The 21543-nt window shown below is 62.9% G+C and carries 17 protein-coding genes; 13 read left to right on the top strand and 4 right to left on the bottom strand.

Going from position 1 to position 21543, the window contains the following annotated elements; all coding sequences use genetic code 11:
- The first annotated feature begins 34 nt into the window (after positions 1 to 34).
- The 4 genes from JMY24_RS31915 to JMY24_RS31900 all read left to right on the top strand — a co-directional run bounded on the left by JMY24_RS31915 (position 35) and on the right by JMY24_RS31900 (position 5917).
- Positions 35 to 1072 carry an aldo/keto reductase gene (locus tag JMY24_RS31915; RefSeq protein WP_201703552.1) on the top strand — a complete coding sequence of 346 codons (1038 nt, stop codon included), beginning with the start codon at positions 35 to 37 and terminating at the stop codon, positions 1070 to 1072.
- Complete coding sequence (locus JMY24_RS31910; RefSeq protein ID WP_128598035.1) at positions 1069 to 2508, top strand: NAD-dependent succinate-semialdehyde dehydrogenase; 1440 nt, start codon at positions 1069 to 1071, stop codon at positions 2506 to 2508. The genes JMY24_RS31915 and JMY24_RS31910 overlap by 4 nt, the downstream gene beginning before the upstream one ends.
- 72 nt (positions 2509 to 2580) lie before the next feature.
- Positions 2581 to 3963, top strand: a complete 1383-nt coding sequence (locus JMY24_RS31905; protein WP_201703551.1) for an MFS transporter — start codon at positions 2581 to 2583, stop codon at positions 3961 to 3963.
- A 352-nt stretch (positions 3964 to 4315) separates the two neighbouring features.
- Positions 4316 to 5917, top strand: coding sequence for a peptide chain release factor 3 (locus tag JMY24_RS31900; protein ID WP_020068586.1), 1602 nt, complete (start codon positions 4316 to 4318; stop codon positions 5915 to 5917).
- Between the two features lie 131 nt (positions 5918 to 6048).
- Here JMY24_RS31900 and JMY24_RS31895 read toward each other — a convergent pair whose 3' ends face one another.
- A complete protein-coding gene (locus tag JMY24_RS31895) occupies positions 6049 to 6918 on the bottom strand; it encodes a LysR substrate-binding domain-containing protein (protein ID WP_128598034.1) in 870 nt (289 codons plus the stop codon).
- A gap of 267 nt (positions 6919 to 7185) precedes the next feature.
- Between JMY24_RS31895 and JMY24_RS31890 the strand changes: the two genes are divergently transcribed.
- The 3 genes from JMY24_RS31890 to JMY24_RS31880 all read left to right on the top strand — a co-directional run bounded on the left by JMY24_RS31890 (position 7186) and on the right by JMY24_RS31880 (position 13664).
- On the top strand, positions 7186 to 9633 hold the full coding sequence (locus JMY24_RS31890) for a bifunctional acetate--CoA ligase family protein/GNAT family N-acetyltransferase (RefSeq protein ID WP_201703549.1): 2448 nt from the start codon (positions 7186 to 7188) through the stop codon (positions 9631 to 9633).
- A gap of 251 nt (positions 9634 to 9884) precedes the next feature.
- Positions 9885 to 11747, top strand: a complete 1863-nt coding sequence (locus JMY24_RS31885) for a filamentous hemagglutinin N-terminal domain-containing protein (RefSeq protein WP_128598029.1) — start codon at positions 9885 to 9887, stop codon at positions 11745 to 11747.
- Positions 11748 to 11984: 237 nt separating this feature from the next.
- Positions 11985 to 13664, top strand: a complete 1680-nt coding sequence (locus tag JMY24_RS31880; RefSeq protein WP_236597605.1) for a ShlB/FhaC/HecB family hemolysin secretion/activation protein — start codon at positions 11985 to 11987, stop codon at positions 13662 to 13664.
- Between the two features lie 126 nt (positions 13665 to 13790).
- On the opposite strand, the gene JMY24_RS31875 is transcribed toward JMY24_RS31880, so the two are convergent.
- Both JMY24_RS31875 and JMY24_RS31870 read right to left on the bottom strand, forming a co-directional pair.
- A complete protein-coding gene (locus tag JMY24_RS31875) occupies positions 13791 to 14336 on the bottom strand; it encodes a hypothetical protein (protein WP_128598027.1) in 546 nt (181 codons plus the stop codon).
- A 109-nt stretch (positions 14337 to 14445) separates the two neighbouring features.
- Positions 14446 to 15234 carry an IclR family transcriptional regulator gene (locus tag JMY24_RS31870; protein ID WP_128598033.1) on the bottom strand — a complete coding sequence of 263 codons (789 nt, stop codon included), beginning with the start codon at positions 15232 to 15234 and terminating at the stop codon, positions 14446 to 14448.
- A 218-nt stretch (positions 15235 to 15452) separates the two neighbouring features.
- On the opposite strand from JMY24_RS31870, the gene JMY24_RS31865 reads away from it, so the two are divergent.
- The 6 genes from JMY24_RS31865 (at position 15453) to JMY24_RS31840 (ending at position 20816) form a co-directional block, all read left to right on the top strand.
- Positions 15453 to 15779 carry a UxaA family hydrolase gene (locus JMY24_RS31865; RefSeq protein ID WP_193425384.1) on the top strand — a complete coding sequence of 109 codons (327 nt, stop codon included), beginning with the start codon at positions 15453 to 15455 and terminating at the stop codon, positions 15777 to 15779.
- A 42-nt stretch (positions 15780 to 15821) separates the two neighbouring features.
- The gene (locus JMY24_RS31860) at positions 15822 to 17147 is read left to right on the top strand and encodes a UxaA family hydrolase (protein ID WP_128598025.1); all 1326 of its coding nucleotides are present in this window, start codon (positions 15822 to 15824) and stop codon (positions 17145 to 17147) included.
- Between the two features lie 79 nt (positions 17148 to 17226).
- The gene (locus JMY24_RS31855) at positions 17227 to 18267 is read left to right on the top strand and encodes an aldo/keto reductase (RefSeq protein ID WP_128598024.1); all 1041 of its coding nucleotides are present in this window, start codon (positions 17227 to 17229) and stop codon (positions 18265 to 18267) included.
- Between the two features lie 8 nt (positions 18268 to 18275).
- A complete protein-coding gene (locus JMY24_RS31850) occupies positions 18276 to 19106 on the top strand; it encodes an amidohydrolase family protein (protein ID WP_128598032.1) in 831 nt (276 codons plus the stop codon).
- 39 nt (positions 19107 to 19145) lie between these two features.
- On the top strand, positions 19146 to 19889 hold the full coding sequence (locus JMY24_RS31845; protein ID WP_128598023.1) for an SDR family oxidoreductase: 744 nt from the start codon (positions 19146 to 19148) through the stop codon (positions 19887 to 19889).
- A gap of 78 nt (positions 19890 to 19967) precedes the next feature.
- Entirely contained in the window at positions 19968 to 20816 is an 849-nt protein-coding gene (locus JMY24_RS31840; RefSeq protein ID WP_128588931.1) for an ureidoglycolate lyase, read from the top strand.
- A 39-nt stretch (positions 20817 to 20855) separates the two neighbouring features.
- Here JMY24_RS31840 and JMY24_RS31835 read toward each other — a convergent pair whose 3' ends face one another.
- Complete coding sequence (locus tag JMY24_RS31835) at positions 20856 to 21290, bottom strand: PaaI family thioesterase (RefSeq protein WP_128588933.1); 435 nt, start codon at positions 21288 to 21290, stop codon at positions 20856 to 20858.
- Positions 21291 to 21543: the final 253 nt, after the last annotated feature.

Below are 21543 nucleotides of genomic sequence, written 5' to 3'. Positions count from 1 at the left end.
GCAGCCGTATCCAATCTGCAAGGAGACACGTTTCATGGAATACATTCGCCTCGGCCAATCCGGCCTGAAGGTTTCGCGTCTGTGCCTGGGCACGATGAACATGGGCACGCCCCAATGGAAGCCCTGGATTTTCGATGAAGCGCGCAGCGAGCCGATCGTTCGCCATGCGCTCGAAGCCGGCGTCAATTTCATCGACCTCGCCGATTTCTATTCGACGGGCGTCGGCGAAGAAGTCGTCGGCCGCATTCTGAAGCGCCTTGCGCGCCGCGAGGAGATTGTCGTGACGACCAAAGTCGGCTACGACATGGGCGCATACCAGAACGCGGGTGGTCATTCGCGCAAGCACATCATGGACGGCATCGACGGGTCGCTCACGCGCCTCGGGATGGATTACGTCGACATCTATATGCTGCATTTTTTCGACGTGAATACGCCGGTCGAGGAAACCATGGGCGCGCTGAACGACATCGTGCGTGCGGGCAAGGCGCGCTATATCGGCGTGTCCACCATGTACACGTGGCAGTTCGCGAAGATCATGCAGGTTTGCGAGCGCAACGGCTGGCATAAACCGATCAACATGCAGTTGCAGTTGAACCTCGCGTATCGCGAGGAAGAGCGCGAGATGATTCCGTATTGCCAGGATCAGGGCGTCGGCGTGTCCGTGTTCAGTCCGCTTGCGCGCGGGTTGCTAACAAGCGACGCCAACTCCACGCGTAATCAGACCGACTTCTTCACCGCGCAAATGTATGGCGATGATGTGTCGCGCGAGATTGCGGCGTCGGTGGCGCGCGTGGCCGCCCGGCGCGGCGTGTCCGCGGCGCAGATCGCGCAGGCGTGGGTGCTCAGGCACGAAGGCGTGTCGAGCATGCTGGTCGGCGCGGATACGCCGGCGCAGTTCGACAGCGCGATCGCCGCGCTCGGCACGGCGCTGTCCGACGAAGAGATCTTCGAGCTAGAACGCAACTACACGCCGTGCGATCTGATCAACGACTACACCGCAGGCAAGCGCATCGCGCGCGAGCCGAGGCTTGCGCAAGGCGGGTTCGTCGAGAAGCTGGAGAAAGCGGCATGAACGAATTTCTCCGGACAGGGCATTACATCGGCGGCGAGTGGTACGAAAGCGCGAGCACTTATCCCGTGCTCAATCCCGCGACAGGCGAAGTCATCGCGCAAGTGGCCAAAGGCGGCGCGGCTGAGGCGACACAAGCCATTGCCGCCGCGGAACGGGCGTTTCCCGCGTGGCGAGCATTGACGGCTAAAGAGCGCGGCGCGCGCGTCAAGCGTTGGGGCGAGTTGATGCTCGAGCATCGCGATGCGCTTGCCGAGCTCTTGACTCGCGAACAAGGCAAGCCGCTGGCCGAAGCGCGCGGCGAAGTCGGTTATGCGGCAAGCTTCTTCGAATGGTTCGCCGAGGGAGCGAAGCGCGCATATGGCGACGTGATTCCGAGCCCGAATCCGAACGCGAAGATCATCGTGACGCGCGAACCGGTCGGCGTGGTCGCGGCCATCACGCCTTGGAATTTCCCGCTCGCGATGATCACGCGCAAGGCCGGTCCCGCGCTGGCGGCCGGTTGCACGATGGTGCTCAAGCCCTCCGAGGAAACGCCATTGTCGGCATTTGCACTGGCCGTGCTGGCAGACAAGGCGGGCATTCCTCCCGGCGTGTTCAACGTGGTCTCCGGCGATGCCGTCGCAATAGGCGGCGCGCTCACCGAATCCGATGTAGTGCGCAAGCTCTCGTTCACGGGTTCCACGCGCGTGGGCAAGCTGCTCGCCAAGCAGTCGGCAGATACGTTGAAGAAGCTCTCGCTGGAGTTGGGCGGCAACGCGCCGTTCATCGTGTTCGACGACGCCGATCTCGACGCCGCCGTGCAAGGCGCGATGGCATCCAAGTTCCGCAACACGGGACAAACGTGCGTGTGCGTCAATCGCTTCTACGTGCAGGACGGCATTTACGATGCGTTCACGCTGGCGCTCGCGCAGGCGGCGCGCAAGATGCGCGTGGGCAACGCGTTGCAAGGCGACGTCGAACAAGGGCCGCTGATCAATCAGGCCGCGCTGGCGAAGGTGGAAGCGCATGTGGCCGACGCGTTGCAAAAGGGCGCGAAGGTGTTGACCGGCGCAAAGCCGCACGCGCTTGGCGGCACGTTTTATGAGCCGACGGTTCTTGTCGACGCATCCAGCTCAATGCTGATTGCGCAGGAAGAGACCTTCGGACCGGTCGCCGCGTGTTTTCGTTTCAAGACCGAGGACGAAGCCGTCGCCGCCGCCAACGCGACGCCGTTCGGGCTATCGGCGTACTTTTATACGCGCGATCTGGCGCGAGCATGGCGCGTGGGCGAGGCGCTCGAAAGCGGCATGGTCGGCATCAACGAAGGGATTCTGTCCACCGAAGTCGCGCCGTTTGGCGGCGTCAAACAATCGGGCCTCGGCCGCGAAGGATCGAAGTACGGGCTCGATGAATATACCGAACTCAAATACATGATGATGGGCGGGCTCGGACGCTGATCGTCAGATTTCATACGGGCGGGAACGCACGACGTTGCCCGCCTAAAAAAGCCAATAAATCAAGGAGACAGCGTGAGTAATCAGGATGTCCAGGCGAGCCCTCTCGGCCTCGCCCCCACTTTCGCGGCTGCGGCACCGTCCGCGAACCGTCCCATTTCCATCGACGACGTGCCGTTGAACGCGTTCCACGTGAAGATTGCCGGCCTCACGTTCGGGGCGCACTTCACCGAAGGTTTCGCGCTCGGCACGATCGGCTACGCGCTGGCCGCGATGAATCGTCAAATGCCGCTCGACGCATTCTGGATGGGCATGATCGGCAGTTCCGCGCTAATGGGCATTTTTTTCGGGAGCCTGATGTTCGGCTGGCTGTCGGATCGGCTCGGGCGGCAAAAAATCTTTCTGATGAGCTTTGTCATCATTACCGTGGCCGCGTTTGCGCAGTTCTATGTGCACTCGCCTTTCGAACTCTGCTTGCTGCGCGTATTGATCGGCTTCGGCATGGGCGGCGATTTCGCGGTGGGACACGCGATTCTCGCGGAATTCTCGCCGCGTAAGCATCGCGGAACATTGCTCGGGTCGTTCAGCGTCGTGTGGACTATCGGTTACGTGGTGGCGAACGTGCTGGGCATGCATTACGCCGACGCCTCGCCCGATGCATGGCGCTGGCTGCTCGCGTCGGCGGGCGTTCCGGCGCTGATCGTGCTGGTGTTGCGCATGGGCACGCCCGAGTCGCCGCGCTGGCTGCTCGGCAAGGGCAGGATTGCGGAGGCCAGGTCAGTCGTGCTCAAGCACTTCGGCGAGAACGTCACGCTCGACGGCGCTCACGACCAGCACGCGCAAACGGCAGGCGGGTTCATGCGTCTCTTCGAGAAAGACCTGATTCGCCGGACTGTCTTCAACTGCGCGTTTTTCGTTTGCCTCGTGATTCCATACTTCGCGGTTTACACATTCTTGCCGACCATCCTGAAGGCGATTCATCTGAACAACGATTCAGGCGCGGATTTGCTGCTGAACGGCTTTCTCGTGCTTGGCGCGCTGATCGGCATCTGGCTCACCATTAAGCTGCCGCGGCGCGTTTTCTTGATCGGCTCGTTCGCGGTGACGTGCGTGTCGCTGATCGCACTGAGCCTGCTGCCGGAATCGGCGGCGCTCGCCATGATCGTCGCGTTCGGCATTTTCACGTTGACCATGTCGGCATTCTCAAATCTGGTCGGCGTGTTCCCGCCCGAGTGTTTTCCCACCGAAGTGCGCGCCTGCGGCGTCGGACTGGCCATTGCTTGCAGCCGTCTCGGCTCCGCAGTCGGTACGTTTCTGTTGCCGCTCGGCATCGCCACGCTCGGCTTTCACATCACGATGTTCGTGCTCGCGGCCGTGCTGCTCGTCGGCATGATCGTTTCGATTGCCTGGGCGCCGGAGACCAGGCATTTGACGCTGAACGAAGCGAGCGGCGGCTAAAAGACCGAAGTGTGTAACCCGGCGGCGGCGCGGTTCCGGGATCAAAGGCAGCCGCTCCGCCGTCCGGCGAACCGTTCTAACCGTTGCGCCGGCCGCCCGCCCCTCGCGGGCGGCTTTCCCACGTCCGCCGTCCCGGCGTGTATCATTCGTTCCCTGCGCTGTTCTGCGCTGGCGATTATCCGTATTGTCGAACGCTCGTTCCCGACCTGTTTTCCGACGCGGCCCGGTTGCCATAGTGATGCGGGTTCCCGGCCCGACTCCCGCAGCTCGACGCCGCCGCGCCACGCGCGGCAGCCCGGAGGCCACAAGCTTCCGAAGACCGCCGAACCCCTATCCGTGACCGCCAGACCTGATGTCAGTCTCCGAACTTAAACGCCGCCGCACCTTTGCGGTCATTTCCCACCCGGACGCGGGCAAAACCACGCTGACCGAAAAGCTGCTGCTGTTTTCGGGCGCGATTCAGATCGCGGGCACCGTGAAGGGTCGCAAGAGCAATCGCTATGCGACTTCCGACTGGATGGAAATCGAAAAGCAGCGCGGCATTTCCGTCGCAAGTTCGGTGATGCAGTTCGAGTACGGCGACGCCGTTATTAATCTGCTCGACACGCCGGGCCACGAAGACTTCTCCGAAGACACCTACCGCGTGCTGACGGCGGTGGATGCGGCCGTGATGGTGATCGACGGCGCGAACGGTGTCGAAGCGCAGACGCTCAAGCTGCTCGAAGTTTGCCGCAGCCGCAAGACGCCTATCGTCACCTTCATCAACAAGCTCGACCGTGAAGTGCGCGAGCCGCTCGAACTGCTCGATGAAATCGAGCAGCATCTCGGTGTCGCGGCGGTGCCGTTCACGTGGCCGATCGGCATGGGCAAGGAATTCCAGGGCGTCTACGACATCCAGCGCGACCAGGTTCGTGTGTTCCGCGCCGGTCAGGACACGGCCGGCGGCGCGGTTGAAACGCTGCAAGCGTTGAGCGACGAAGAAGGCGAGCGCCGTTTCGGCCATAGCTGGACCAAGGCAAAGGAAGAGATCGACCTGATTACCGGCGCGACCCCCGATTTCGACCGCGAGCAGTTTCTTGCCGGTCAGCAGTCGCCGGTGTTGTTCGGCTCGGCAATCAACAACTTTGGCGTAAAGGAAATTCTCGACGCGCTGGTCGACCTGGCGCCGCCGCCGTCGATGCGCATGACGGTGCAGCGTCCCGTGATGCCGGACGAGCCCAAATTCACCGGCGTCGTTTTCAAGGTGCAGGCGAACATGGATCTGGCGCACCGCGACCGCGTGGCGTTCATTCGTGTGTGCTCGGGGCGTTTCGAGCGCGGCATGGCGGTGAAGGTGACGCGTTCGAACAAGACTTTTCGCGCGAATAACGTTGTGACGTTCCTGTCGCAGCGGCGCGAGACGGTGAGTGAGGCGTATCCGGGCGACATTATCGGTATTCCCAATCACGGCACGCTGAGCCTCGGCGATACGTTGACCGAAGGCGAGGCGCTCCAGTTCGTCGGGCTTCCGTTCTTCGCGCCGGAGATTTTCCAGACCGTCGAAGTGGTCGACCCGATGCGCGCAAAGCAACTCGGCGAGGCGCTCAAGCAGCTTGGCGAGGAAGGCGCGATTCAGGTGTTCCGTCCCGAAGTGGGCGGTTTGATGATTCTGGGCGCGGTCGGCCAACTGCAGTTCGAAGTCGTGTCGCACCGACTGTCGACCGAATACAAGGTCGACGTGCGCATGGCGCCCGCGCGTTACCGCATGTCCCGCTGGGTGACGTGCGACGACCCCGCGGAACTGCGCCGCTTCACCGACTCATACGCCGCACGCATCGCGCTCGATGCGTCCGACGCGCCCACATATCTGGCCTCGCATGTGTCGGAGATCGAAGTTGCGCAGAAGGCATGGCCGAAAATCGTGTTCAACGAGTTGCGCGAGCATTCGGGCGCGCCGTTCAAGAAGGCAATGTGACGAGTTGACGCCCTCAGTCCGCTAGCGCATCTGGCTGGCGGCGTCTGCCGGGATCAGAGAAAGCCGCGTGCCATGCACGCGGCTTTTTTATTTGAGGCTCGCGCTCGGCTCGCCGGCAGGCGGAATGGCCGCTAGCCCATTTTTAGCACTTGCTCTCGCAGCCACCCCGCGAACGCCTGCACATATTCCAGGGCGGCGTGCTGCGGCGCGACGTCGAGCCAGTAGCCGAACGGGCCGGCCACTTCGACATCGGAGAACTGCGCGAGGCTGCCGTCCGCCAGTTCCTCGACGATCATATTTCTGTCGACGATAGCCAGACCCGCGCCCTTGCGCGCGGCGCGGATCGCCTGTTCGAGCGTCGAGAATTCAATGCCGTTATCCGCATAACGCGCGGGCAGCCCCGCCGTGGCGAGCCAGTTCGGCCACAGGTCCAGCCTCGCGTCGTTGTGCAGCACGTGCAGCGCGGGCATGTGTTCAAGCAGCCTGTCGAGCGGCTCGCCGAGCAGCATCGGCGCGCCCACCAGCGCATGGCGCTCGGTCATCAGCAATTCGGAGTGTGCGTCGGGCAAAGCGTGACGGCCGAAGCGGATCGTGCAGTGGCAGTCCGCAGTCGGCTCTGTGCGAATCGACAATTCGACATCGGGCATCTCGTCAGCGAGCGAACCTAGCCGCGGCGAGAACCATTGCGTCGCGAAAGTAGGCGGTACGGCCACCACGAGACGCCGCCGGCCCTTTGCCGCGGTGATTTGCCGGAAACCGCGCTCGATGGTGTCGAACGCGTCCGACAGGCAAGGCAGGAATTGCAGCCCCACGGGCGTCAGGCGAATGCCTTTGTGATCGCGCTCGAACAGCTTCGCGCCGAGCGATTCCTCGAGCAGCTTGATTTGCCGGCTGACGGCGCCTTGCGTCACGCATAGTGCGCTCGCCGCGCGGTTAAAGCTCATGTGGCGCGCTGTTTCCTCGAAAAAGCGCAACGCGATGAGCGATGGCAAGCGTCGCATACCTCACCTTCTGTCTCTTGGATCGTGCGGGGCAGTGCGGCCGATATGAAGGCGCGCGGATCGCCTGCAATTGTCGCACTGAAGCGCTGTATTTTGCCTGCGCGCGCTAAAAAAATCCCGATGCGCGGTGGCGCCGATCAACGTTCGATTGACATGGCTCCGGCTCATGCGCGAGAAGCGCCGCGCGATGGCCGCGCTTCGCCTATGCTGAGGAACACGCGCGCGTCGACGCCCGAGCGGCGCGCCATTTTCATCTGCGGAGCGCCTGTGACCGTTCGCAATCTCGACGCGTTATTCCGACCAAAATCTGTCGCTGTGATCGGCGCCTCGGAACGGCCGGGCAGCACCGGCGCGATGGTGTGGTCGCGCGTGCTGGAAGGCGGCTTCGAGGGCCCGCTGTGGCCAGTCAATCCGAAATACGGAACGCTGAGCGGGCATCCGGTAATCGGCGATGTCGGCGACTTGCCGCAAGCGCCCACCGTGGCACTGATCTGCACGCCGGCGACGACCTGGCCTTCCATCATTCATAAGCTCGGCGGTTTAGGGACGCGCGCGGCGATCATTGTCGGCGAGACCCGTTGCGACGACGACAGGCTCGCGCTGCGGCATGCGCTCGCGGCGGCGCGGCCGCATCTGTTGCGGATCGTTGGACCGGGCAGTCTGGGCGTAGTGACGCCGGCGCTGCGCGCGCACCTCGGCGCGCCGTCATGCTCTGTGAAGGCGGGTGGCGTGGCGTGGGTCTCGCAGTCGAACGCGCTGACCAATGCGGTGCTCGGCTGGGCGCATGCGCGCGGCCTCGGTTTTTCGCACGCGGTCGCGCTCGGCGGCGAGGCGGATGTGGATGCGGGCGACGTACTCGACTATCTGGCGAGCGACCCGGGCACGCGCGCGATTCTGCTCGAACTCGACAGCGTGCGGGCGGCGCGCAAGTTCATGTCGGCGGCTCGCGCGGCGGCGCGCAACAAGCCGGTGCTTGCTCTGCGCTCGGGCCGCGATGATCCCGCGGACGCGCTTTACACCGCCGCATTTCGCCGCGCCGGCATGGTACGCGTCGACGCGCTCGACGACCTGCTCGACGAAATCGAAACGCTCGGCGTGGGCCGCGTGGCGGCGGGTGCGACCGCGACGCTGATCACCAGCGACCGCGGCCTCGCGACGCTTGCGTGCGACGCGTTCGCCGCCGCTGGCGATACGCTCGCGCCGTGGCCGGAGCAAGCGTCGCAGGCGCTACAGCAGGCGCTGCCGCACGCGGTCGGCGGCAATCCGCTGCAACTCGGCGACAACGCACGTCCCGAGCACTTCGGCACGGCGCTCAAGCTGCTCGCCGAGCATCGCAGCACCGGCACGGCGTTCGTCGTGCATGCCTCGACGCATGGCGCGCCGGTCGGCGAGGTGGCGCAGGCGCTGATTGCGAATCAGCGGTTCGCGTATCGCGGTCTGCTCGCATGCTTCTTTGGCGGGCTCGACGCCGCTACGCGCGACGCGTTGCATGCGCAAGGAATTCCGGTTCACACGACGCCGCAGCGGCTCGCCCGCGCGTTCGCGCGCCTTGTCGATTACCGGATGGGACGCGAATTGCTGATGCAGACGCCTGAGGGCTTGCCGGCCGAAGTCCCCGACGCGATCGACGCCGCGCAGGCACAAGCTCGGGCCGCGCTCGCCGCGGGCGAGCGCGAATTAACCGGTGAAGCTGCAGCGGATTTGCTGAGACGTTTCGGGCTCGCAATAGAAACAGCGCAGACAGCGGATACAGCGGGCGTCGACAAGCGTTCCGACGCGGCGCCCGCTTCGCGCGAATCCGACTGCACAGAAACCGACGCGGCGTCTGCGCCCAAGCCGGTAGTCGAGATCGCCGTGGAGCTTCATGACGACGACAACTTCGGTCCGGTGTTCAGCTTCACGGCTCCTTCCGCCGATGGCGTTTCCGAGCCGCTGCGCCTCTACGGCTTGCCGCCGCTCAATCCGACGCTCGCCCGCGACATCGTCACGCGTTCGCCGTATGCGCGGCTCATCGCGCCGGAGCCTGCGTTGGCCGCATTGACGGCGCTCTCGCAAGCCGTCTGCGAGGTCAGGGAGATCGTTGGTCTCGCGCTTACGCTGCGCGTGTATCGCGATCATGTGACGGTTGTCGCACCTACGCTGAGCATCGCGCCGACGCGCAGCCGCCTCGCGATCATGCCGTATCCGCGCCGCTTCGAGGAGACGCTCGACTGGCAAGGTGCGCGTATAACAGTGCGGCCGATCCGCCCTGAAGACGAGGCCGCGCATCACGACCTCGTCGAAGCGATGACGCCCGAGGATTTGCGGCTGCGGTTTTTCGGTGCCGTAGGCAGCTTCGATCATTCTCAGCTCGCGCGCATGACGCAGATCGACTACGACCGTGAAATGGCGCTGATTGCGACGGTGCAAAGCGACGAGGGTCTCTCGCGCACGCTCGGCGTGGTGCGCGCGGTGGCGGACCCGGATAACGAAACCGCGGAATTCGCGGTTGCCATTCGCTCGGATCAGAAAGGGCGGCGGCTCGGCCGGTTGCTGACAGACCGCATCATCCGGTATGCGCGTGCACGCGGCACGCATTGGCTCGTCGGCGAGGCGCTGCGTGAGAACACTGCAATGATCGCGCTCGCCAGATCGAGCGGCTTCACGATCACGCCGACGGAAGACCCGAGTGTGGTGGGTTTCCGGATGGCGCTGGATGAGCCTCGCGCCGATTGATGGGGCGATCGAGACGGTCCAGTTGACCGGCGTTCTTAGTGCTTCCCAATGTGCTTAGGAATGCGTCGTTGTCTTCATACGCGTGTGGAACGAACGCGGCTGCTTTCGGAAGTTTCCACACCAATATAAACGAAGGCTTTCATAGAATCTTACGGCCAGGTTACCTCCTGGCTCCGGGTGGGAACACGTAGTACCAGGCGAACTGCCGCTCGGAGGACATCCGTAGTTAGTTCTCTTAACAGGTCAACAAAATGAAGCATAAGAAACGTACCCGTGCGAATCACCCGGGAACGGCGGCACGGGTTGGTCGTAACACACTGATGCCCGCAATGCTGGCGGCGACAATGAGCTGCACTAGTGCCGTCTGGGCTGTCGAAGGCGGCGTCGTGGCGGCAGGCAGCGGCACCATCAACACGCAGGGCAGCAAGACGACAATCTCGCAAGCAAGCGACAAGATGATCGTCAACTGGAAGAACTTCGATATCGGCAAGAACCAGGCGGTCAACGTCAGTCAGCCGGGCGCGACCTCCGCATTGCTGAACCGGGTTACTACGGCAAGCCCCACGCAGATCGACGGCGCGCTGACGGCAAACGGCAGAGTGTTCGTAGTCAACCCGGCCGGCGTCGTATTTGGCAAAAGTGCAAAGGTGGACGTGGGCAGCCTGGTGGCTTCGGCGCTGGACGTCACCGACCAGCAATTCATGGACGGCGGCAAGCAAGGCCTCAACGGCAGCAGATACCTCAACCTCTATTCTCGCGGCGCAGAGGGCAAGGTGACGAACAACGGCCAACTGACCGCCAAGGAGTCCGTGATCCTGTTGGGCAGGCAAGCGATCAATCAAGGCTCGATAAAAGCCAAAGACGTGACACTCGGCGCGGCTGATGGCGTAGCGATGTCCATGAATGATTCGGGCTTTACGGTCATGCTCGGCCGCGCCGCACAGAACGCCCTGGCAGCCAACTACGGTGTGATAGCCGCGCAAGGCGGCAACGCGACACTGTCTGCGGCGGCCACCGGCGCCATGCTCGCCACGGTTGTTCAAAACACAGGGGTTATCGAGGCAACCCGTGCGTCTTCGGGCGAAGGTGGCGTCGTCACACTTGGGTCCGAACTGGACGGGAAGATCAGCGCGGGTGGTCAACTGACGGCTGACAAGCGTATCGAAATCATGTCGTCTCCGACGAATTACAGCGATTCGCCCTTCGACCGGTCTACCATGCCTTTCAGCGGCGATTACGCAAGCATCGGCCACGACGTCACCGTGGAGTCGGGCGCGAAGCTGAACGCCGCAAATGGCCTGGTCCACGTTGCTACTTTGGGCGGCGATGTCATCAACAACGGCCGGATCAATGCTGGCGGTGTTTATCTGGAATCTTCCGAGGGCGCCGTTGCAACGAACGGCAGAATCGATGCCAATACGGTGAAACTGGAAGGCGGCAACGTTGACATCAACGCGCCGATCCGCGCGATGGATAGCGTAGATGTACACGCCGGCAAAATGATCCAGAGAGCCAATGTGAGCGCAAGTAACGGCTCGATCAAACTGGTGTCGGCTGGCGATCTCATCCAGGCCGATGGCGTCAACACCACGGCCGGCACTAACGTTACGCTGAAGTCGGTAGCGTTGGCGAATCCGTACACTCAGCCAATGGCCGGTGGCCAAATTCATGTAGCCAACGTCACCGCCAAAACGATCAACATCGATGGTGGCGACGTCACGCTGGCGGGCAAGCTGAAGGCAGACGGCGACATCTCGGTTCAGTCCGGATTGTCAGCTACTCGATGCGAGGCGGAGCAGTTGTGCATTCAGTCAGTGCAAGGCGGACATCTGGTTCAAACCGGCGTTGCGATCAGCCGCAGCGGCAACGTCGCAATGAAAGCCAGCAGTAGCATTTCGCAGCAGGCCGGCTCCCTGACGAAAGCTGGTAACGACGTCACGCTTGGCGCGTTCGACGTTCAGACCGGCCGCGTTCAGGCGCACAACCGGATCGTTGTGGAAGCACACGTTGCGCGCTTGGGTGGCAAGCTGACGGCTAGCGAGATCAGCCTGCCGGACAACACGCTTAACACCGACGGCAACATCCGCATCAAGCCGAAGGCTACTGATCTATAAACGCTCGCAGGAATGACGGCGCAATGGCGTCGTCACTCGTTACGGCAACGGGGGGCACGAGGGCACGCAGGCATGGCTGGGCCTTTCGTCACTGCGTCGCTGTCCCCGATCTGCTTTCCCCTTCAATGCGCCGGCGCGGCTCTCATGAGCCTCGGCCAGTGTGCATTTTCTATCCATCGCATTGTGAAAGCCGCTAACCGATCCCGGTCCTTACGCAGTCGTCCTGCTCTCGCATGGTTGCCGTTATTTGGCGCGACCGCATGGCATGCGTCCGCGCAAGCCAACGAACCGATCAACGCTGGCGCACTGCTTCGACAGAATGCCGAACTCGCGCGCGGAGTCGGAACCGAGCCGGGCGTCGACCGGACGGCTCCGGCACAGCTAGCAACATCGCCCGGCACAGGGCCGGAGAGCGGCGGCGACATTTCATTTCTGGTAAAAGGCTTCGATTTCGGCGGCGCGCTGTCCGAGGAGGAACAACAACGCGTCGATGAATTTCTCGCGTCCTGGCGTGGCCGCGAGGTGACGGTTACACAGTTGCGGGCGCTGCGCGACGAACTCACCACCGTCCTTTACCACGGCGGCGATTCTCTGGTACGCGTTGTCTTGCCACCGCAGACGGTGAACGACGGCGTCGTGCAGTTCACGGTCATGCGCGGATATGTCGAGTCTGTTCAGGTTGAAAACCGCTCAGACGTGTCGACGGAACGGCTCAAGGAGATCCTCGCAGGTTCGTCCGGCGCCACACCTTCGCTGCGGGATATCGAACGCAATGCCCGGCTTGTCGAGGGCATTCCGGGCGTGGTCTCGGCGACATCCACCTTGTCGACCGGCACGAAGCCCGGCGGCGCCGTTGTGACGGTTGACGTGACACCCGCGGACCGGTACTACGGCGCAGCGACCGTCGATAACGCCGGCTCCAGGCAGGCGGGCTGGCGCAGGCTTGGTCTGGCCGGGGGAATCAACAACGTGTTGGGGTCGGGCGACCAGTTGCAAGCCATGCTTTATGTCACACCTCGCATCATGCAGACGAAGGCAGGCGAGGACGGACAAACCCGCTTGGGCCGCCTTTCCTACGACATCCTCACCGGCTTGGGAGCGAGCCGTGTGGGCATCGCGTACTCGCATGTGGACTATCGGCTCGGCGAAATATTTGGCGGTTTGGGCACGGGCGCTGCCGATGTCCTCAGCATATACGGCAGCTATCCGCTGATCCGCTCACGCCGTGCTAGTCTCGATCTGGGTGCGAATCTCAATGCGAGGCGCTCCAGAGACGAAAAATTCAGCGACATACTGCAAACCAGCGAACGCGGTCTTGTCGCATCGGTGCGAGTGGAGGGCACCGTGACCGGTGAGCTTGCCGAGCGCCGCAACCTGTTCCAGTACAGCGCGGCCCTCAGCCGCGGCACGACCAGACAAAGCGAATCCGACTATTCGAGCGCGACGCCCGCGCTTGCCGGCCGGCGATTCGATTACTACAAAGTCGAACCGGCCGCCGCCTACGTTCAAGCCATTACGCCGACTACCCAGGTGATGGTGCAGATGCGCGGACAATTGGCGAGCCGCAGTCTGGACAGTTATGAACGAATGGGCCTTGGCGGTCCTTCGGCCGTACGTGCGTACGACCAGAACGCGGCCTCGGTCGACGATGGCCTTGTCTTTTCAGTCGCCGCAAGCAAATCGTTCCGCAGCTTGCCCGGCGCTTCGCTGCAAGCGTTCTACGACGATGCGCGAGGCCGGACACGTCGGGACGGCCCAATACCAGGCGCGTTCATACGGCTGCAAGGCTACGGTATCGGCGCGAGCTACAGCGGCAAGCGTGTGGCCGCGCAGTTGACTTATGCGATGCGCGCCGGTCGTCCGCCAGAGCACACGGCTCGACAACAGACGTGGGTCACCGTCTCCACGACGTTCTAGCGTGACCGGATGACGGTGACGCCGTTGCTTGTGTCAGCGCTAAAACAAAAGGCGGCACAAGGCCGCCTTCGCAGTCATGCATAGGCGCCCAAAGTCCGAGCGCGCCAAGCCGACGTTTTTACCTGTTCACGCTGCGAGCTTGCCTGCGGCTTCCTCGACCTGCGTGCGCGTCACCGACAACTCTTCCAGCCACGCATCCGCATACACCGCGCCCGTTTCACGCTCCAGGCGCGCGATCGTCGCCGCGCAACGGCTCGCGTCCTTCGGCGTCGCGATAAACGACTTCACCGACTGCCCCGCCTTGAACGCATCGAACAGCGGCACGCGGATATCGTCCGGCAACTGACGCGTCGTCCATTGATACGGCTTGCCGTTGAACGTGAACGACGGCGGCAGCACGCGTTCTTTCTTGGCTGCGGGAATCAGGCCATACGTGCGCGCAGCTTCACCAATCTGCTCCGGCGAAAACAGTTCGTCGGGGCTGATGTCGAATTGCTGGATGAAAGTCTCGATGCTCTTCATCGCCGCCGCACGGTCGTCACGGCGCTTCTGCGCATGAGCGACGATGTCGCGGAGTTCGTCGGCTTCTTCAGGCGTGATCGTGAAGCTTGATTGCTTCTGCTGGAGCTCGGAAAAACGCTGGAATTCGGAATCGGTCAGAAGTTTCGCCATTGCTTATCGATGGGCGCGCATGAACGGATCCATGCGGCGACATTTTTGAGAGGGTCGCCATTCTAAACCATGTGCGCGAGCGGCCCGCATCGAGTCAGGAAGCCGCGCGTCAAACAACCTTCTCACTGAACATCGACAGCGCTTGAACCGTCTCGCGTAACAGCGTGGTTGCGGCTGCAAGCGTGGGCGCGACGTATTCGTCGATACGCTTCAGATACGGGCACGTGAGCGCCGCGATCGCCTGGCAGGATGGGCCCAGAATCGGGAACGTCACGTCCGTCACGCCGAACGTCTGCTGGCTGTCCTTCTGCGAGAAACCCGCCGCGCGAATCCGTTCGCATGCTGCTTCGAGTGCGTCGCGGTCTATCGTCACTTCGCCCTTCACCTTGGTGTGCTCGGCGAGCATCTGCGCGCGCTGTTCGACAGTCTGGAATGCGAGCATCACGCGGCCCGAGCCGGTGTCGATCAAGCCGACTCGCGATCCGAGCCGCACCGACATGCCCCAGGTGCCCGGTCCGTCCACTTGCGCGATGACAAGCAGATTGCCGCGGTCGTACACGGCAAGGTGACACGATTGCTCGGCGGCATCCGCGAAACGTTGCATGAGCGGCAACGCCTCGGAGATGAGCCGGCTCATCGGCGGATGACGATGGGCGAGCGCATACAGCTTCAGGCTCAGCGAGTAACGATCGCCGCCCGTCGAGCGCACCACGTATTGCCGGGCGACCAGACGTTCGAGCATGCGGTACATCTCGCTCGCGTTGCGCCCCAGCAGCTTCGTGATCTCGGCGCGCGTGAGGCCTTCCTTCTGCTCGGCAAGCAACTCAAGGATGTCCAGACCTTTGTCGAGCGCAGGAGCGCGATAACGGTCGGCATCGTCTTTGTCTTCTGCGTCCATCGTGAGGAATTCCGTGGGCTGTTCTGGTACCTGGCGCTTGAGTGTAAGTGCGGCGGCCTGTTCCGTGCGAGCGGATGCGTCCAGGGAAAACACGGACCATTGGTGCAGTGCACTTTCCTTGACTTCGAAAAGTCCGCATATGAATAATACGTTCATTGGTGAACTCTGACATGCCAATGCTCGGAACTTTGCTTACCACCGTCTAACGGAGAACTCATTTGACGAGCCGCCCAATGCAAACGGATTCGCGTCTCATCCTGCTGAGTCCCGAGGACAACTGCCTGATCGCGGCGGCGCGCCTCGACGCCGGCACGCAACTGGAGATCGAAGGGGAGAGCATGACTCTCTCGCAAACCATCGAACTCGGGCACAAGGTAGCGCGCCGCGATCTCGCGAAGGACGACAAGGTCCTGCGCTACGGCGCAGTGATCGGCCACGTGACGGAAGCGGTGCAGCGCGGCGCGCATCTGCATACGCACAACCTCGAAAGCGACTACCTGCCGACTTATACGCACGACGCCGGCCATCAATTCATACATCACTGATTTGCGCACAACGACGCGGCCTCGCGCTGCGCTGGAACGACCATGACTGACACTTCCGTAGCAACTGCCTCCGCGCAGCAGCCGATGCTGCAAGGCTATCCGCGCGGCGACGGCCGCAAAGGCATCCGCAATGTGGTCGCGGTCGCGTATCTGGTCGAGTGTGCGCATCACGTGGCGCGCGAGATCGTCACACAGTTTCGCGAGCCGCTCGACGCGTTCGACGACACGCTCGCCGGCGCTTCCGCCGAGCGCGAGCCGCCGGTTCATCTGATCGGCTTTCCGGGCTGCTATCCGAATGAGTACGCGGAGAAAATGCTCGAGCGGCTCACTACACATCCGAACGTCGGCGCGGTGCTGTTCGTCTCGCTGGGATGCGAGAGCATGAACAAGCACTATCTCGTCGACGTGGTGCGCGCGAGCGGCCGGCCAGTCGAAGTGCTGACGATTCAGGAAAAGGGCGGCACGCGCAGCACGATTCAATATGGCGTCGACTGGATTCGCGGCGCGCGCAAGCAACTCGCCGAGCAAAAGAAAGTGCCGATGGCGCTCAGCGAACTGGTGATCGGCACAATCTGCGGCGGCTCGGACGGCACGAGCGGCATCACCGCGAATCCGGCGGTGGGCCGCGCGTTCGATCATCTGATCGACGCGGGCGCGACCTGCATCTTCGAAGAAACGGGCGAGCTGGTGGGCTGCGAGTTTCATATGAAGACTCGCGCGGCGCGACCGGAACTCGGCGATGCGATTGTCGCGTGCGTCGCGAAAGCGGCGCGCTATTACTCGATTCTCGGCCACGGCAGTTTTGCGGTCGGCAACGCGGACGGCGGCCTCACCACGCAGGAAGAAAAATCGCTAGGCGCTTATGCAAAAAGCGGCGCGTCGCCGATTGCTGGCATCGTCAAGCCTGGCGATATTCCGCCGACCGGCGGCCTTTATCTGCTCGATGTGGTGCCGGACGGCGAGCCGCGTTTCGGCTTTCCGAACATTAGCGACAACGCGGAAATCGGCGAACTGATTGCGTGCGGCGCGCATGTGATTCTGTTCACGACCGGACGCGGTTCGGTGGTCGGCTCGGCGATTTCGCCGGTCATCAAGATATGCGCGAATCCCGCCACGTATCGGAACCTGGCTGGCGACATGGACGTGGACGCAGGCCGTATCCTGGAAGGCCGCGGCACGCTCGACGAAGTGGGACGCGAAGTGTTCGAGCAGACGGTGGCAGTGTCGCAAGGCGCGCCTTCCAAGTCGGAAATGCTGGGTCATCAGGAATTCATTCTTACGTACAAGACATTCGAGCCGGTCGGGCCAGCATGCTTGCCGTCGGGAACGGCCGCGCCTCGGCGTGTGGTTGCTGTGGCGCCGCACTGAGCGTTCCCTTGCCGTGTGATAAAAGGACATGCAACAGCAAACACTTGCATGCGACCGGAGCAAGAAGGAGACATGCTCAATGACTGCAACGAACGGTTCAAAAATCCAGCAGCGCCGCCGCGTTGGCCGCAGCGCGTTGCAAGTAACCGGATTGAGTCTCGGCACCGCGCCGCTCGGCGGCCTCTACCGCGATCTGTCCGACGAAGAGGCACACGCCACTGTCGCGGCCGCCTGGAACGCCGGCGTGCGCTATTTCGACACCGCGCCGCATTACGGCCACACGAAAGCGGAACATCGTCTTGGCGACGCTTTGCGCCGCTATCCACGCAGCGAATATGTGTTGTCAACGAAAGTGGGCCGCCGTTTCGTACCGCGCACCGCGCCCTACGACGGCAGCGAAGGCTGGCAGGATCCGTTGCCCTTCGAAGCGATTTACGACTACACGCACGACGGCATCCTGCGTTCGTTCGAAGACAGCCAGCAGCGCCTCGGCATCGTCGAAATAGACATTTTGCTGGTCCACGACATTGGGCGGGTCACGCACGGTGAGAACAATCCTCACTACTGGCGGCAACTGACCGAAGGCGGCGGCTTTCGCGCGCTCGACGAACTGCGCTCGGCCGGCGCGGTCAAGGCGGTGGGACTCGGCGTCAATGAAGGCGCCGTCATACTCGACGCGATGGCCGAGTTCGATATCGATTGCGCATTGCTCGCGGGCCGTTATACGCTCCTCGAACAGGCGACTCTCGACGACCTCTTGCCTGCGTGCGAAAAGCGCGGCGTCAGCATCCTGTTAGGCGGCGCGTTCAACTCGGGCATCCTGGCGCGCGGCGTCGAAGGCGATTTGAAGTTCAATTATGGCGAGGCGCCGCGCGAAGTCATTGAGCGGGTCGCGCGACTGGAGACAGTGTGCCGCAACCACGGCGTGCCGCTCGCCGCCGCAGCCTTGCAGTTTCCGTATGCGCATCCGGCGGTCGCCACCGTGCTGACCGGCGCGCGCAGTCCCGACGAATTGCGTGAGAACGCTGCGTCGTTCGAGTTGCCGATCCCGGCGGCCTTGTGGTCCGCGTTGCGCGAGGAAGGCTTGCTCGACCGCCGCGCGCCCGCGCCAGAGAACTGAACGTGAAGATGCATATCGACGCTCATCAGCACTATTGGGACCCCGCTCGCGGTGATTATGAATGGCTTACGCCGGAGCTCGAAGTTCTGTACCGTTCTTTCGGCCCGGCGGATCTGAAACCGTTGCGGGACAGAGCGGGCATCGAGAGAACGGTTGTGGTGCAGGCGGCGCCGACCATCGACGAAACGCGTTATCTGCTGGACATTGCGCGCGAGGAGCCGTCCATTGCCGGCGTGGTCGGTTGGGTGCCGCTCCTGTTGCCTACCGCTCCTGCGTTGATCGAAGCGCTCGCGCAGGAGCCCAAGTTCAAGGGCGTGCGGCCCATGCTGCAAGACCTGCCCGACGACACATGGATTGCGAATCCCGATCTCGCGCCTGCAATCGAAGCGCTGATCGCGCATGACCTCGCCTTCGACGCGCTGATCTACGCGCGGCATGTCGACCATGTGGAAACTTTCGCTCGGCGTTTTCCGTCGCTGCGCATCGTGGTCGATCACGGCGCGAAACCGCCCATCCGCTACGGTCAGGCCGGCTGGCAAACATGGGCCGATGCGATCGCGCGGCTCGCGAAGCTGCCGGGCGTGCACTGCAAGCTGTCGGGGCTCGCGACCGAAGCATCGCCGGGTTGGACCGAAGAGACACTACGGCCATACGTCGAGCATCTGCTCGCTACGTTCGGTCCCGCGCGGCTGATGTGGGGCAGCGACTGGCCCGTGCTCGAACTGAACGGCGATTATCTGCTGTGGCATTCGGTGGCCAACACGCTGCTTGCGTCGCTTGACGACGGCGAGCGCGAAGCGGTTTTCGGCGGCAACGCCGCCGCGTTTTATCGACTGTGACGTGACCAACACGTTTAGCCCATTCAACTGGAGTCGTAGATGACACAAAGACTGGCCGGCAAGACAGCATTGATCACCGCGGCGGGACAGGGCATTGGCCTCGCGACCGCCGAAATGTTCGCGCGCGAAGGCGCGCGCGTGATCGCCACCGACATCCGCATTGACGGGCTCGCGGACAAGCCCGTCGAAGCGCGCAAGCTGGACGTGCTCGATGGCGACGCCATCAAGGCATTGGCCGCGGAACTCGGCCCGATCGACGTGCTGTTCAATTGCGCAGGCTTCGTGCATGCGGGCTCGATCCTCGAATGCAGCGAAGAAGACTGGGACTTTGCGTTCGACCTCAACGCGAAGGCAATGTACCGGATGATCCGCGCATTCCTGCCGGCCATGCTGGAGCGCGGCGGCGGCTCGATCATCAATATGTCGTCGGCGGCGTCGAGCGTGAAGGGCGTGCCGAATCGCTTTGCGTACAGCGCGTCGAAGGCGGCGGTGATCGGGCTGACGAAGTCGGTTGCCGCGGATTTCGTCACGCGTGGTGTACGCTGTAACGCGATCTGCCCGGGCACTGTGTCGTCGCCGTCGCTCGAACAGCGGATCGCGGCGCAGGCCGCGGCGCAGGGCGCTTCGCTCGAAGCCGTGCAGGCGGCGTTTGTCGCGCGCCAGCCAATGGGCCGCATCGGCAAGGCCGAAGAGATTGCTGCGCTGGCGCTCTATCTCGCGTCGGACGAATCGGCGTTCACCACGGGTCACGCACATGTGATCGACGGCGGCTGGTCGAACTGACACATAGACATCGGGCGTCGTAAGCCGGCGCACTGACGTATCAACCGAACACCACTGAACCCAGAGGAAAGTGCAACGATGAAACTGCTTCGTTATGGGCCGAAAGGCCAGGAAAAGCCGGGCTTGCTCGACGCGCAAGGCAAGATTCGCGATCTGTCCGGCGTAGTTGCCGACATCGACGGCGCGGCGCTGACCGACGAGGGCCTCGCCAGGCTGCGCGCGCTGGACCCGGCTTCGCTGCCGGTCGTGGAAGGCAATCCGCGCATGGGCCCGTGCGTCGGCAAGATCGGCAAGTTCATCTGCATCGGTTTGAATTACGCGGATCACGCGGCCGAGTCGAATCTGCCCGTGCCCGCTGAGCCGGTCATCTTCAACAAGTGGACGAGCGCGATCTCCGGTCCGAACGACGACGTCGAAATTCCGCGCGGCTCGAAGAAGACCGATTGGGAAGTGGAGCTCGGCGTGGTGATCGGCAAACCGGCCAAATATGTCGACGAAGCGAACGCGCTCGATTACGTCGCCGGTTATTGCGTGATCAACGACGTGTCGGAGCGCGAATGGCAGATCGAACGCGGCGGCACCTGGGACAAGGGCAAGGGCTTCGACACGTTCGGCCCGATCGGTCCGTGGGTTGTGACGCGCGACGAAGTCGCCGATCCGCAGAACCTCAGCTTGTGGCTCGAAGTGGACGGTCACCGCTATCAGAACGGCAGCACGAAGACCATGGTGTTCGGCGTCGCCAAGCTGGTCTCGTATGTGTCGCAGTGCATGAGCCTGCAACCGGGCGATGTCATTTCCACCGGCACGCCGCCCGGCGTCGGTATGGGCGTTAAGCCGAATCCGGTGTACCTGAAGCCGGGCCAGACGATTCGCCTCGGCATCGAAGGTCTCGGCGAACAAACGCAGAAGACGTACGCGGCGGAGTAAGCCATTGGGAGCCGGAGGCGGGCGCTTGAAGGTTCAGCGTCAATTCGCCGGTTCGTGGTCGCCGTTCTCGCCGATCCGGTTGACGGTGCCTTGTGCAACCGCGACGATTCGCTCGCGGTTGCCGTCCATTACAAAGATGTTGCATTGGCAGGTCGCCTGATGGCGGCCCGCATACACCACCTTCGCCCGCGCGATCAGCGTGCCGTTCACCGCGGGGCGCAAGTAATTGATCTTGTATTCCCCCGTCACGACCTTCGGCCCGAGCGACAGTGCGCCAGCAAAGGTCAGCGCGTTGTCGGCGAGGTAGCTGATTACGCCACCGTGCACGAAGCCGTGCTGCTGCCGCAACTCGTCGCGGATCGGCAGGCTCAGCGTCAGTTCGTCGGTGCCCGTGTACATCAGCTCTGCGCCTAACAGCATGCTGAACGGCTGGGCGTGCAATGCGCCGCGCGCCCGGTCGAGTAGGTCGGTCATTGTGATTCCTTCGAGGAAGGCCCGCGGTGGCAGTGCGCAATGGCGCACGTTCGTCAGTCCCTACCCACTCTAGGAAGCGCCAACGCGCGCCGTCAAGGTGAATCGGAAATATCTGCCCGGCATTGTTGCGTGCAATGGTGGGAATCTAGACGTCGGCCGTAGTTAATGCGACGTAAGACGATCTTGGCGACTTTGAGCTTAAGCAAAGAATGGTGCTGCCGTTAACCCTGAGGTAGCTCCCCGTAATTCTCTG

This window comes from Paraburkholderia kirstenboschensis (assembly GCF_904848585.1).
Taxonomy (GTDB): domain Bacteria; phylum Pseudomonadota; class Gammaproteobacteria; order Burkholderiales; family Burkholderiaceae; genus Paraburkholderia; species Paraburkholderia kirstenboschensis.
The sequence above is the reverse complement of the archived record's forward strand: the minus strand, read 5'-3'. Positions and strand labels throughout refer to the sequence as shown.

Excerpts from the sequence above, each read along its gene's own strand:
- JMY24_RS31915 (WP_201703552.1), top strand. The coding sequence starts at position 35 with ATGGAATACATTCGCCTCGGCCAATCCGGCCTGAAGGTTTCGCGTCTG.
- JMY24_RS31860 (WP_128598025.1), top strand. The coding sequence starts at position 15,822 with ATGACTGACACTTCCGTAGCAACTGCCTCCGCGCAGCAGCCGATGCTG.
- JMY24_RS31850 (WP_128598032.1), top strand. The coding sequence starts at position 18,276 with ATGCATATCGACGCTCATCAGCACTATTGGGACCCCGCTCGCGGTGAT.
- JMY24_RS31870 (WP_128598033.1), bottom strand. The coding sequence starts at position 15,234 with ATGGACGCAGAAGACAAAGACGATGCCGACCGTTATCGCGCTCCTGCG.
- JMY24_RS31910 (WP_128598035.1), top strand. The coding sequence starts at position 1,069 with ATGAACGAATTTCTCCGGACAGGGCATTACATCGGCGGCGAGTGGTAC.
- JMY24_RS31855 (WP_128598024.1), top strand. The coding sequence starts at position 17,227 with ATGACTGCAACGAACGGTTCAAAAATCCAGCAGCGCCGCCGCGTTGGC.
- JMY24_RS31895 (WP_128598034.1), bottom strand. The coding sequence starts at position 6,918 with ATGCGACGCTTGCCATCGCTCATCGCGTTGCGCTTTTTCGAGGAAACA.
- JMY24_RS31840 (WP_128588931.1), top strand. The coding sequence starts at position 19,968 with ATGAAACTGCTTCGTTATGGGCCGAAAGGCCAGGAAAAGCCGGGCTTG.
- JMY24_RS31845 (WP_128598023.1), top strand. The coding sequence starts at position 19,146 with ATGACACAAAGACTGGCCGGCAAGACAGCATTGATCACCGCGGCGGGA.
- JMY24_RS31885 (WP_128598029.1), top strand. The coding sequence starts at position 9,885 with ATGAAGCATAAGAAACGTACCCGTGCGAATCACCCGGGAACGGCGGCA.
- JMY24_RS31875 (WP_128598027.1), bottom strand. The coding sequence starts at position 14,336 with ATGGCGAAACTTCTGACCGATTCCGAATTCCAGCGTTTTTCCGAGCTC.
- JMY24_RS31835 (WP_128588933.1), bottom strand. The coding sequence starts at position 21,290 with ATGACCGACCTACTCGACCGGGCGCGCGGCGCATTGCACGCCCAGCCG.
- JMY24_RS31900 (WP_020068586.1), top strand. The coding sequence starts at position 4,316 with ATGTCAGTCTCCGAACTTAAACGCCGCCGCACCTTTGCGGTCATTTCC.